At 72.1% G+C, this 11583-nt stretch carries 11 protein-coding genes; 2 read left to right on the top strand and 9 right to left on the bottom strand.

Annotated elements, in window-relative coordinates:
• From ES689_RS03970 to ES689_RS03945, 6 genes are all read right to left on the bottom strand, one after another.
• Positions 1-1656 carry an alpha-amylase family protein gene (locus ES689_RS03970; protein ID WP_146900466.1) on the bottom strand — a complete coding sequence of 552 codons (1656 nt, stop codon included), beginning with the start codon at positions 1654-1656 and terminating at the stop codon, positions 1-3.
• Positions 1657-1810: 154 nt separating this feature from the next.
• The gene (locus ES689_RS03965) at positions 1811-2842 is read right to left on the bottom strand and encodes a nuclease-related domain-containing protein (protein ID WP_146900463.1); all 1032 of its coding nucleotides are present in this window, start codon (positions 2840-2842) and stop codon (positions 1811-1813) included.
• Between the two features lie 123 nt (positions 2843-2965).
• The gene (locus tag ES689_RS03960; protein WP_146900460.1) at positions 2966-3886 is read right to left on the bottom strand and encodes a MetQ/NlpA family ABC transporter substrate-binding protein; all 921 of its coding nucleotides are present in this window, start codon (positions 3884-3886) and stop codon (positions 2966-2968) included.
• A gap of 117 nt (positions 3887-4003) precedes the next feature.
• The gene (locus ES689_RS03955; RefSeq protein ID WP_146900457.1) at positions 4004-4834 is read right to left on the bottom strand and encodes a methionine ABC transporter permease; all 831 of its coding nucleotides are present in this window, start codon (positions 4832-4834) and stop codon (positions 4004-4006) included.
• Positions 4831-5877, bottom strand: coding sequence for a methionine ABC transporter ATP-binding protein (locus ES689_RS03950; protein ID WP_146900454.1), 1047 nt, complete (start codon positions 5875-5877; stop codon positions 4831-4833). Before ES689_RS03950 ends, ES689_RS03955 begins: the two co-directional genes overlap by 4 nt.
• 192 nt (positions 5878-6069) lie before the next feature.
• On the bottom strand, positions 6070-6738 hold the full coding sequence (locus tag ES689_RS03945) for a LuxR C-terminal-related transcriptional regulator (RefSeq protein WP_146900451.1): 669 nt from the start codon (positions 6736-6738) through the stop codon (positions 6070-6072).
• Positions 6739-6857: 119 nt separating this feature from the next.
• Between ES689_RS03945 and ES689_RS03940 the strand changes: the two genes are divergently transcribed.
• Complete coding sequence (locus ES689_RS03940; protein WP_146900448.1) at positions 6858-7139, top strand: GlsB/YeaQ/YmgE family stress response membrane protein; 282 nt, start codon at positions 6858-6860, stop codon at positions 7137-7139.
• A gap of 79 nt (positions 7140-7218) precedes the next feature.
• On the opposite strand, the gene ES689_RS03935 is transcribed toward ES689_RS03940, so the two are convergent.
• From ES689_RS03935 to ES689_RS03925, 3 genes are all read right to left on the bottom strand, one after another.
• A complete protein-coding gene (locus ES689_RS03935; RefSeq protein WP_146900445.1) occupies positions 7219-8622 on the bottom strand; it encodes a LamG-like jellyroll fold domain-containing protein in 1404 nt (467 codons plus the stop codon).
• 45 nt (positions 8623-8667) lie between these two features.
• Complete coding sequence (locus tag ES689_RS03930) at positions 8668-9273, bottom strand: hypothetical protein (RefSeq protein WP_146900442.1); 606 nt, start codon at positions 9271-9273, stop codon at positions 8668-8670.
• Positions 9274-9463: 190 nt separating this feature from the next.
• On the bottom strand, positions 9464-10480 hold the full coding sequence (locus tag ES689_RS03925; RefSeq protein ID WP_146900439.1) for an aldo/keto reductase: 1017 nt from the start codon (positions 10478-10480) through the stop codon (positions 9464-9466).
• Positions 10481-10586: 106 nt separating this feature from the next.
• Between ES689_RS03925 and ES689_RS03920 the strand changes: the two genes are divergently transcribed.
• Complete coding sequence (locus tag ES689_RS03920; RefSeq protein WP_146900437.1) at positions 10587-11465, top strand: aldo/keto reductase; 879 nt, start codon at positions 10587-10589, stop codon at positions 11463-11465.
• The last annotated feature ends 118 nt before the right edge of the window (positions 11466-11583 follow it).

Raw genomic sequence — 11583 nt, 5'->3', positions numbered from 1 at the left:
TCAGAGGAGGCGCTTCTCCCCCGGGCGCACCACGCGCAGCCAGCGGTGGCCGTAGCCCTCCAGCTCGATCTCGACGCCGCCGTCGTCGAGCGGTCGGGCAGCACCGTCGCCGGCCAGGACGTCGACCACCTGCCACTCGTCGGTCGCGCCCTCGAGCTCGACACGGAACGACCGGCCGTCCGGGGCGAAGTTGTGCGCCGCGACGAGCAGCCCGAGCTCGCTGTCCACGCTGTGGGCGAGCACGCAGGCGTGCGGCTGCCGGAGGACGGACAGCTCTCCCCAGCCGATCTCGGGCGCCGCCCGGTAGGCGCGGGTCAGCTGCGAGACGAAGGCGAGCAGCGAACCCGGGTCGTGCCGCTGCTGGGAGACGTTGACGTGCTCCGGAGCGTTGCCGCCCGTGACCACCGCCGAGACGAGGACGTCGGCCGCGGCTGCCGAGAACCCGCCGTTCGCCTCCGCGGTCCACTGCATGGGGGTGCGGACGGCGCCGCGGCTGCCCTCGATCCGGGAGTCCTCGCCCATGCCGATCTCCTCGCCGTAGTAGAGCACCGGCGAGCCGGGGAGCGAGAACAGCAGGCTGTAGACCATGCGGACGCGGCGAGGGTCTCCCTCCAGCATCGGCGGCAGCCGGCGCGTGATGCCGCGGCCGTGGATGCGCTGGCCCTCCTCCGGCGCGAACGCCGCGAAGACCTCGCCCCGCTCGGACTCGCTCAGCTGGTCGAGGGTGAGCTCGTCGTGGTTGCGGACGAAGTTGCCCCACTGGTTGCCGCGGGCCAGGGCAGGTCGAGCCTCGAGCGCCTCCCCCAGCGGGGTCGCGTCCTGTCGCGCGAGCGACAGGTACAGCGCCTGGTTGCCGACGAAGTCGAACTGCATGGTGAGCTCGTCGCCGTCCTCGCCGCCGAAGAACGCGAGCTGCTCGTCGTAGGGCAGGTTGACCTCGCCGAGCAGCACGCCGTGCCCGCTGCGTCGGGACACGAAGCGCCGCAGCGTGCGCAGGAAGTCGTGCTCGGGGCCGTCGTCGCCCTCGATCAGGTGCGGCACGGCGTCGACCCGGAACCCGTCGATGCCGAGCTGCAGCCAGAAGCCGATCACCTTGGCGATCTCCTCGCGGACGACCGGGTCGTCGGTGGCGAGGTCCGGCTGGTGGCGGTAGAAGGAGTGCCTGTAGTACTGCCCCGCCTCGTCGTCGAAGTGCCAGACGCCGTCCTCGACGTCGGGGAACATGCTCTCCGGGGCGTCCTCGGGGACGTCGTCGCGCCACTGGTAGAACCGGCGGTACCGGTTCTCGGGGCTGCTGCGCGCCTCCCGGAACCAGGGGTGCTGGTCGGACGTGTGGTTGACCACCAGGTCGACGATGACGCGCATGCCCCGGTCGTGGGCGGTGCGCACGACCTCGACGAGGTCGCCGAGGTGGCCGTAGCGAGGGTCGACCCCGTAGTAGTCCTCGATGTCGTATCCGTTGTCGCGCTGGGGTGACGGGTAGAACGGCGCCAGCCACAGGCAGGTGACGCCGAGCTCGGCGAGGTGGTCGAGTCGGTGCGCCAACCCGTCGAGATCGCCGACGCCGTCGTCGTCCCGGTCGAGGTAGGTCTCGACGTCGAGGTTGTAGAAGACCGCGGTCTTCCACCACAGGTCGCTCGTGTCGGTCAGCCTCATCGGCGCGTCTCCCGTCGTCCTCGCGCCGGTCAGGCGCCGAGGGGGTCGACGGTAGGGGCCGAGCAAGGTTCCGTGCCTGGCAGGACGCCCCGAGGAGGCCGAGGATCGGCCTGCTGCGTGCAGTGCCTGCAGGAGGCGCGGCGACAGACGAGCGCTACGCCTGCGTCGGCGAGGAGTGCGCGTCGTCGGGCTCACGCGCCGCGGCCTCCGGGCCTCCCGTGCCCGCGGCCGCCGCACGCTCGACCGGCTGGCCGAAGGGCGTCACGTCGGCCCCGAGACCGGAGAAGAGCGCGGAGAGCTCGTCGAGGCGGGGGCTGTCGGGGCCGGGCCGACGGCGCCGGACGAGCTCCTCCAGGTGGGCGCGGAGCTGCGCCTGGCTCGCGATGACCACGGTGCTCACGCCCTCGTCGTCGGCCAGGGGGTCCGCGTGGACGTCGGCGTCGGGGTGCGAGTAGAGCACCGCGGTGTCGAACCACGGCTTGCGGTGGGTCTCGGCACGGACGAGGTCGGAGATGCGCTGCGCCTGGCGCCGGACCTGCTTGCGGGGGGCGTGGCCCTGGTCGTGCGTGCGCAGCTCGAGCGACGTGAGCGAGTCGCGCTTGACCTGGACCGCGAAGGGCGGCTCCAGCTCGAGGTCGCCGAGGAGCGTCGCGAACGACGAGCCGGCGTCCCGGGGATGGACGCCGTCGAGCACGACGCCCTTCCACCCCTTGTTCTCGATCACGAGGGCGACCGTGGGGAGCAGGAGCACGTGGTCGACCTGGGCGACGAACTGCCGGGTCCGCGTCGCGTCGACGGGCACGAAGACGAGGTTGGTCACGAGGACGCCGTCGAGGCCGAGGTCGGTCACCGCGTCGAGCACCATGCGACGGGAGGTCTCTTCCCACTTCGCCCCGGCCGCGACCAGGGCGCGGCTCTGCTGGGCGGACGTCTCGGCGTCGACCCGACGTGCCTCGACCTGCTCGATCTCGCGGGCGTGGGCCTCGGCGGCGTCGCGCGCGGCCCGCTCGCGCTCGGCCGTGGCCTCGTCCAGCGCCTTGCGGTGCGCGTCCTCGCGGGTCCGCAGCGCCTCCTGCGCCGCCGTCGCCCGTCGACGCAGCAGCACCACGAGCACGATCAGCACGATGAGGAGGACGGCGGCGACCGCCCAGGGCAGGTACGTGGTCAGCTCGCTCGTGTCAGGCATGCACCCAGCAGACCACGCCCGGAGGCAGGGGCTGAGGAGGCGCACCGTGCCCGGACGAGGCTGTGCCGGCACCGTCCCGGACCGGCTCGGCCGAGCCCGCCCGCGCCTCCCGCGCCCGTGGCCTCACCTCGCGTCGAGCGGCAGCAGGATGCCCTTCACGCGGGAGTCGGTGGCGAGGAACTCCTGCACGGCCAGGTCCCGGAACGCGGCCACGAGCTTCTTCACGTTCTCCTCGTCGGCCCAGTCGCTGCCGATCGTGAGCTGCCCGGCGAACTCGTCGGGCGCGGCCGGCGCGAACAACTGCTGCTCGATCGGCACGCCGGCGGCGAGGTAGTACTCGGTGTAGCCGACGGCCGCGTCGAGGTCGGGCAGCGCCCGAGACTGGGCGGCGAAGTCGAGCAAGGTGAACTTCAGGCCCTTCGGGTTCGAGGCGATGTCGTCCTGGGTCGCGTGTGCCTTGTCGACGCCGTCCTCGAGCGTGATCAGGCCGGCACGCTCGAGCACCCAGAGCCCCTGCGCCTCGTTCGCCGGGTCGGAGTAGAGCGACACGGTCGCACCGTCCGGCAGCTGGCTCACGTCGGTGTACTTCGAGGACCACAGGCCGAAGCCCCAGCGGAACACGGGCGTCGCCGCCTCCTCCCTGAAGTCGGGGTTCGAGGCGAGGACCTGGCTCAGCCAGAGCTCGTGCTGGTAGACCGTGCCGGCGATCTCGCCCTCGCTGACGGCCCGGTTGATCGTGTTGCTGTCGCTGAGTCCTCGGAACTCGACGGTGATGCCGTACCTCGGCGCGACCTCGTCGGCGACGAACTGCACGAGTGCCTGCTCCGAGGCGTTGCCCTCGGCCGTGGCCACGGTCAGCGTCGCACCGGGCTCGGCGACGGCCGGCCCCGCAGGTGCGGTCAGGGGCACGACGATCGCGGCGGCGACGGCGACGACCGCCACCGCTCCTCCGACGATCCAGGGCCAGCGGCGGCGTCGCTTCAGCTCGAAGCCGTGGTCGCTCGCGGGCGTGGCGGGCTCGGGGGCAGAGGTGTTCTCGGGCATGGGTGTCCTCGGGGTGAGAGCAGGGGGTCCCTGCGGTGTGCGGTGGAGGTACGGACGTGGTGCGGTGCCGTCGTGCTGTGCTGTCGGCCGACGAGAGGCGAGGAGGCGCAGCGCGGCTCAGGCCCCGGCGGCGACGGGAGGCAGGTCGGCGGCGCGTCGACGCCACCAGCGTCGGCGGGCGACGGGCTCGGGGCTCGTCGCGCGGACTGCGGCGTCGCCCAGCAGCTGGACGGCGGCGACGGTGGCGATCAGCAGCACGATCGTGACGATCATCACGGCGTGGTCGAAGCGCTGGTAGCCGTACGTGACCGCGACGTAGCCGATGCCGCCGGCGCCGATCGTGCCGGCGATGGCCGAGTACTCGATCATGGCGATCGTGTTGATTGTCAGGCCGCCGATGAGGCTGGGCAGCGCCTCGGAGAGCTGAGCCGTGCGGACGATCTGCAGGCGCGAGGCGCCGCTGGCGGTCGCGACCCGCACCCGGTCGGACGGCACGCTCCGCAGCGAGTTCTCGACGATGCGCGTGAAGAACGCGATGCCCGCGATCGACATGGGCACCACGGCGGCCGCGATGCCGATGTTCGTGCCGGTGACGAATCGCGTGAACGGCACGATGGACGCCATCAGGATGAGGAAGGGCAGGGACCTCCCGATGCTGATCACCGCGCTGAGCACGGTGTGGACGGGGGCGTTCGGCGTGAGGCCGGCCGGCCCGATGTTGTGGATCAGCGCGCCGAGCGGCACGCCGACCACGACGACGATCGCCATGACGATGCCGACCATGACGAACGTGTCGCCGAGGGCAGGCAGCACGAGGGCGGGGATCTCCGCCAGGGGCACCGAGTTGTCGTAGGCGGACGACGGGCTCGTGCCTGCCGACAGGACTGCCGTCGGCAGCACGGTCGTCTCGAGGAGCGTGGTCGCGAGGGACGTGCCTGCGAGGCTCATCGGACGAGCTCCTTCTCGGCGTCAGGCGTGACGGGGGCAGGCGGACCGGACACGGGCACGAGGGCGTCGTGCGGGCGGGCGCCGAGGCCGAGCGCGGCGGCGACCTCGGGCACGCGGTGGGCGACCGCCTCGGGGACGGCGACGGTCGCGTGTCCGACGGTCGCGCCTCCGAGGGTCTCGATCGACGCGCCGAGCAGGGAGACGGCCGAGGCGAGCGCCGAGCCGAGCGCTGTCGGCCAGTCGGACGGCACGTCGGCCGAGACGTAGTCCAGGCGCCAGGTGGTCGCGCCCGCGGGGGCCGCGGCGGCGGGGCGGGCCGGTCGCAGTGCGGCGCCGAGGGCAGAGGACGGGTCGCGCAGCAGGTCCACGACGCGACCGCGCTCGACGATGCGACCGTGGTCGAGACGGGCCACGCTGTCGGCGATCTGCAGCACGGTGTCCATCTCGTGGGTGACGAACAGGATCGACAGGCCGAGGTCGTCGCGCAGCTCGCGGAGCAGCGCCACGATCGACGCCGTGGACGCGGGGTCGAGGCCCGAGGTCGCCTCGTCGGAGAGCAGCACGCTCGGCCGGAGCGCGAGGGCGCGGGCGATGCCGACACGTTGCCGCTGGCCGCCCGAGAGCTCGTGCGGTCGGGCGTCGGCGCGGTGTCCGAGCCCGACCCGGTCGAGCAGCTCGGCGACGCGGCGCTTCTTCTCGGCCGTGGTGACGCCGAGGTACTCGAGCGGCAGGGCCACGTTCTGCGCCGCCGTCCGCCGACCGAAGAGGCCGTCGGACTGGAACACCGTCCCGATGCGCCGCCGGGCGACGCGCAGGTCGCGCTCGCCGAGTCGGGTCAGGTCGTCGCCGTTGACGACGACCGAGCCCGAGGTCGGACGCTCGAGCAGCCCGACGCACTGCGCGAGGGTGCTCTTGCCCGCGCCGCTCGGCCCGACGACGGCGGCGATCTCAGCGCTCGCGACCGAGAAGTCGACACGGTCGAGGACGGTCGTGCGCGACGAGCTGGTCTCGTAGACCTTCGTCAGCTGCTCGAGGCTGATCATGGCGGCTCCCAGGTGTCGGATCGGGCGGGCCCCTCACGGGGCTGCCCGCCCGGGGTGTCGCCGAGCATAGGGAGGAGCGGGTGCAGACCGAGCGGATGTCACGTCCTGCGTCGTCCCGTGACGCCGTGTGTCGCCGCAGCCCGGCGCGCAGCGGCCGCCGACCTGACGGATCGCGGAGGCGCGTCCGACTCCCTAGGGACCGCCGAGCCAGTGGTCGATCCGGTGGTGGTCGGGGCGGAAGCCGTTCTGCACGCCCCAGAGCACGGCCTGCGTGCGGCTGGTCGCACCGATGCGCCGGTAGACCGATCGGATGTACGACTTCACGGTGTTCGGGCTCAGGTACGTCAAGGCCGCGACCTCCGCGTTGCTCTTGCCCTGGGTGATCAGCGCCAGGATCTCCGACTCGCGGTCGGTGATGCCCTCGCGGCGGCCGGGCCAGTCGAGGCCGGGGGCGCTCGGCGCGCGGCCCCGGACGTCGCTGACGACCTGCTCGCCTCGGTGCACCGCCTCGAGCGCCTCGACGAGCTCGCGTGCCGTGAGGGTCTTCGACAGGTACCCGTGCACGCCCTGCGCGAGGGCCGCCTCCACCAGCTCGGGGTGGAAGTTCCAGGTGTAGACGACCACCCTGCCGGCCGCGGGGTTCGCGACGAGCTCGGCGAGCTCGTGGTGGTCGGACTCGGGCTGGGCGAAGGAGTCGTACAGGACGACGTCGACCTCGTCGGACAGCGCCGTCGTCGCGTCGATCTCGGCGACGACGACCCGGTCGCGGTACTGGTCGAACATGTGGGCGAGGCCGGCGAGCACGACGTCGTAGTCGTCGACGAGGGCGACGGTGATCGAGCGGGTCGGGGCGAGGGGCATGACGACACCATCCCACCCCGAGGGGTGTGCCGCCACACCTCCAGGGGTGGTCTGCTGAGCTGCGCGACTCCGCGGCACCGACGGTGCCGGTCGCTCAGCTCTCCCGGAAGGAGAACACCATGATCGGTCTCATCATCAGCCTGCTCGTCATCGGCCTCATCGCAGGTTTCATCGCCCGGGCGGTCGTCCCGGGGCGTCAGGGCCTCTCGATCGCCATGACGATCCTCCTCGGCGTCATCGGCTCGTTCGTCGGCGGGTTCCTCGGCTTCCTGCTGTTCCAGCACGACCCCACCGACGGCTTCTTCCAGCCCGCCGGCATCATCGGCTCGATCATCGGCGCGATCGTCGTCCTCGCGATCTGGGTCGCCGTCTCGGGACGCCGCAGCGCCGCCCGCCGCTAGGCGACGACCGCTGCCGTCGCGGGGGTGCGCCGGGCCGTCACGGACGTCCCGGCCCCTCGCCCCGTGGCGGCGGGCTCGCTCAGCGCCCAGCGGCGTGGCGGGCAGCCACGTCGGCCCCCGACAGGGCGACGTCGTAGACCGTCGTGTTCTCGAGATCGCCCCGGAAGTGCGGGCTCGACGGCGCCTCCGGCCACACTCCCCCCACCGTGTCGTAGCCGATCCGCCACCAGCCGAAGAAGTTCTCTGCCGAGGCCTGCGGCGAGGACGCCACCTGCGCCCCGTCGACGTACATGACCATGCCGGACCCGTCGAGGGTGACGGTGGCGAGGTGCCACGCCCCGTCGGTGTAGGAGGCGGTGCTCGACATCGTGTACTGCTGGCCGCTGTACACGCCGAAGACGAGGGTGCCCCGGTTCGTGAGGTAGAGGTGCCGGTCGTACTGGGTCGACGCCCCCGCCTGGCTGTTGCCGAAGCCGACCAGCTTGCCGCCGGAGGTCGTCGTCGTCCGGAACCACGTCTCGATCGAGAAGACCTGGGGGGCCCGCAGCCGCTCCGCTGTCGTCACCTGCCCTGCCACCCCGTCGAGCGTCAGCCACGGGCTCGGACCGGACGCGCAGGTCCCGCTCTCGATGGCCGCGCCCTGCGTGAGCGTGCCCGCCCGCCCGTTGCCGCTGCTGTCCCGCAGCGACGTCCCGACGCCGTCGTTGTACTGGTACGCGAAGTGCGCCTGTGCGGCGACCGGGCGGTCGAGGCAGGCGAAACGGGACGTGGCGAGGCTGCTCGCCGTCGAGGTCGTGCCCGCGAACGCGGAGTGGCTCGAGCCCACCACGAGCACCAGGACGGCGACGCCGCCGACGACGGCGAGCACCGTCCCCGACGCCCTGGCTGCCCAGGTCCGGGTCGTCACGGGGACACGCGCACGGTGACGGGAAGGACCGAGCGGGTCGACCACCTCCTCGTCGCCCCTCGGCTCGAGTCGGGTCAGGGCGATCAGGATCAGCACGACCAGCGACGCCAGCAGGCCGCCGGCCACACGGTCGCCGCCGTGCCAGAGCATCGGGGAGCCGACGGCGGGCACGAGCAGGACGCCCACGCCGCGGACGTCCTCGACAGGGACCGGGCTCGAGTCGGCCGCCGCGTTGGCGTCGCCCTGCAGCCGGAGCCCGTCGGCGGTGCTCTCGACCAGCCGGTGCAGCCGCAGCTCGCCCGGTCGGTCGGGGTCGTCCACGAGCAGGACCTGCCCGGGGACGAGCTCGTCGGCCCCGAGGGGCATCGCCACGACGACGTCGCCCGCGACGATCGCCGGCGCCATCGACCCCGACACCACGGTCGTCGGCGACCAGCCCCAGAGGGCCGGCACGGCTGCCCAGAGGAGGAGGCACACGGCCGTCGTGAGGACCACCCGCGCACACGTCGCGACGCACAGGGCACCCCAGAAGGAGAAGGCCGTGCGACCGTGCTGCAGCGTGGTGGTCGTGGTCATGACAGAGCTTCCCGCTCTCGGTGGTCGACCGGGGTCGACCACGGGTCAGCGGGTCTGCGCCTCCCACGTGAAGGCGAGGGCGGCACGGGAGTCCTGCCCGGTGTTCGGGGTGGCCGAGCTCAGCGTGTAGGTGAACTGGAACGAGCGGGACTCGGGGGCGGTGCCCGACGGCGACCAGGTCGACGCACCGGTCGCGTAGCCGGTGCGCTGCCCCGCGAAGTCCGCGAGGGTGCCCGACCAGACCTGGGAGTCCTGGGTCGCGGGCGTGAACCCGTCGCACGACGCGCTCGACCCGCCGGTGCCCTGCACGATGCGCAGGTCGAGGTAGGACGAGAGCGAGTTCGTCGTCGTGGCCGAGGTGCCGTAGAGCCTGACCGCCGACGGCAGGGTGCCCTTCGACGTGACCGTGATGCACTTGGTCCCCGTGTCGCCCGGCTTCAGGCCCGACGCCGAGAACAGGGCGACGTCGGAGTCGTCGTCCGAGAGCTGCACGGTGCCGGTCGACCAGTTGCTGGTCGGGTTCGACGTGGTGGCGGAGAACGCCGAGTACGAGGCGGTCGAGATGATCGCGCCGGAGGCGATCACGGCGACGGGCAGGGCTGCCCAGCGGGCACGGCGCGTCCAGCGGGCGCGCCTGATCGTTCGGGACATGTCGGGAGGTCTCTCGGGTAGCGCCTCGGGAGCCCCCGGTGGTGCCGGTCGGGTAGGGACTCGCGAGGATCGGCACGGTGCCGACGATGTGACGGTACCGACGGGTCGCCAGCGCGGTAAGGGGTCGCGTGTCCCCAAAGATGGGGATGCGGCTGTACCCCGAGCCCTCCTCCTCCCCCGGATGCCGGGCTCAGCGCCTCCGCGCCGCGACGGCGAGCTCTGTCGTGCCGTAGCTGTCGTCGTCGGGGTTCAGGGTGACGCCGGGGGCGACGATCTCGTCGATGCGGTCGAGCACGTCGTCGCTCAGGACGACGTCGGCGGCGGGCAGCTGCGACTCGAGCTGCTCCATCGTGCGCGGCCCGATGATCGCCGACGTCACGCCGGGGTGACGGATCACGAACCCGATCGCCAGCTCGATCATGGTCAGCCCGGCCTCGTCGGCGAGGTCGGTGAGCGCAGCGAGTGCCTCGAGCTTCTGTCCGTTGGCCGCCGTCGTCATGTCGAAGCGGGCGCCGGGGCGAGCCGAGGAGGCGGGGGTCGGCGCCTTGCCGTCGCGCCACTTCCCCGAGAGCCAGCCGCCCGCGAGCGGGCTGTACGTCAAGGTCCCCATGCCGTAGCGCTGAGTGGTGGGGAGCACGTCGGACTCGATGCCGCGGACGAGCATCGAGTACGGCGGCTGCTCCGTGACGAAGCGCTCCAGGTGGCGGTCTCGGGAGACGACCTGCGCCTCCACGATCTCGCTGGCCGCGTACGACGACGAGCCGACGTAGAGGACCTTGCCCTGGCGGACCAGGTCGGTGAGGGCGCCGAGCGTCTCCTCGACGTCGGTCGTGGGGCTGGGACGGTGCACCTGGTAGAGGTCGATGTGGTCGGTGCCGAGGCGGCGGAGCGACTCCTCCACCTCGCGGACGATCCAGCGTCGCGACCCGCCCGAGCGGTTGACGCCCTCGCCCATGGGCATGAAGAACTTCGTCGCGAGCACGACGTCGTCGCGTCGGCCCTGGATCGCCTTGCCGACGATCTCCTCGGAGCGGCCGGCCGAGTAGACGTCGGCCGTGTCGACGAAGTTGATGCCGGCGTCGAGCGCGCGGTTGATGATGCTTACGGAGTCGTCCTCGTCGTCGTTACCCCAGGGGCCGAACATCATGGTGCCGAGGGCGAGCGGGCTGACCTGCACTCCCGTGCGGCCGAGCAGACGGTGTTCCATGTGGTTCTCCTTCGTGTCGGTCCCTCGACGCTATGCCCGCGCCTCCGTGCCCCACAGGTACTGACGGACCCTGTCACGGACACCGCCCCGGTCGTAGCGTCGAGGCATGGACACGTTCACGCTCAACAACGGCATCACCATCCCCCAGCTCGGCCTCGGCGTCTTCCAGACACCGCCCGAGGAGACCGTCGCTGCCGTGCAGACAGCCCTCGAGGCCGGCTACCGCCACGTCGACACGGCGGCCGCCTACGGCAACGAGCGCGAGGTCGGCGAAGGCATCCGCCGCTCCGGCCTCGACCGCTCCGAGGTCTTCGTCGAGACGAAGATCTGGATCAGCGACTACGGCTACGACGAGACCCTGCACGCCTTCGACAAGAGCGCCGGCAAGCTCGGCGTCGAGCAGCTCGACCTGCTGATCCTGCACCAGGCCCTGCCGGGCGAGTTCGACATGACGATCGCCGCCTACCGAGCCCTGGAGCAGCTCCTCGTGGACGGCAAGGTCCGGTCGATCGGCGTCAGCAACTTCATGCCTGCCCACCTCGCGCAGCTCGCCGACGCGACGAGCATCGTCCCGGCGATCAACCAGATCGAGTCGCACCCCTACTTCCGCCAGGAGGACGTCATCGACGCCGACGCCGCAGCAGGCGTCCTCACCCAGGCCTGGTCGCCCATCGGCGGCATCACGAGCTACCGCGGCGACGGCGACCGCACGACGTTCACCGACCCCGTCCTCACCGAGATCGCTTCCGCCCACGACAAGACGACCGCCCAGGTCATGCTCCGCTGGCACATCCAGGAGGGGCGCCAGGTGATCCCGAAGTCGGTGCGCCGTGAGCGCATCCTCGAGAACGTCGACGTGTTCGACTTCACCCTGACCGCCGACGACATCGCCCGCATCGACGAGCTCGAGACCGGCGTCCGCGGCGGCCCCGAGCCCGAGGACGTCACCCTCGAGGCGTTCGGCCGCGACATCCCCGAGGCCTGAGCGACCCGCGGCAGGCAGGCCGGCCAGCCCGACTGCTGGCCGGCCGGACGCCGGACGCAAACCGAGACAGATCTGCCCGTCACGCTTCCCTGCGGGCTGCTTCTCTCCTGATCCACGG

Origin of the sequence: Frigoribacterium sp. ACAM 257 (assembly GCF_007954365.1) — a bacterium.
Taxonomy (GTDB): domain Bacteria; phylum Actinomycetota; class Actinomycetes; order Actinomycetales; family Microbacteriaceae; genus Frigoribacterium.
The sequence above is the reverse complement of the archived record's forward strand: the minus strand, read 5'-3'. Positions and strand labels throughout refer to the sequence as shown.

Coding starts and splice junctions, on each gene's coding strand:
- ES689_RS03960 (WP_146900460.1), bottom strand. CDS start 3,886: ATGCCCGAGAACACCTCTGCCCCCGAGCCCGCCACGCCCGCGAGCGAC.
- ES689_RS03950 (WP_146900454.1), bottom strand. CDS start 5,877: ATGATCAGCCTCGAGCAGCTGACGAAGGTCTACGAGACCAGCTCGTCG.
- ES689_RS03965 (WP_146900463.1), bottom strand. CDS start 2,842: ATGCCTGACACGAGCGAGCTGACCACGTACCTGCCCTGGGCGGTCGCC.
- ES689_RS03940 (WP_146900448.1), top strand. CDS start 6,858: ATGATCGGTCTCATCATCAGCCTGCTCGTCATCGGCCTCATCGCAGGT.
- ES689_RS03925 (WP_146900439.1), bottom strand. CDS start 10,480: ATGGAACACCGTCTGCTCGGCCGCACGGGAGTGCAGGTCAGCCCGCTC.
- ES689_RS03955 (WP_146900457.1), bottom strand. CDS start 4,834: ATGAGCCTCGCAGGCACGTCCCTCGCGACCACGCTCCTCGAGACGACC.
- ES689_RS03930 (WP_146900442.1), bottom strand. CDS start 9,273: ATGTCCCGAACGATCAGGCGCGCCCGCTGGACGCGCCGTGCCCGCTGG.
- ES689_RS03945 (WP_146900451.1), bottom strand. CDS start 6,738: ATGCCCCTCGCCCCGACCCGCTCGATCACCGTCGCCCTCGTCGACGAC.
- ES689_RS03935 (WP_146900445.1), bottom strand. CDS start 8,622: ATGACCACGACCACCACGCTGCAGCACGGTCGCACGGCCTTCTCCTTC.
- ES689_RS03970 (WP_146900466.1), bottom strand. CDS start 1,656: ATGAGGCTGACCGACACGAGCGACCTGTGGTGGAAGACCGCGGTCTTC.
- ES689_RS03920 (WP_146900437.1), top strand. CDS start 10,587: ATGGACACGTTCACGCTCAACAACGGCATCACCATCCCCCAGCTCGGC.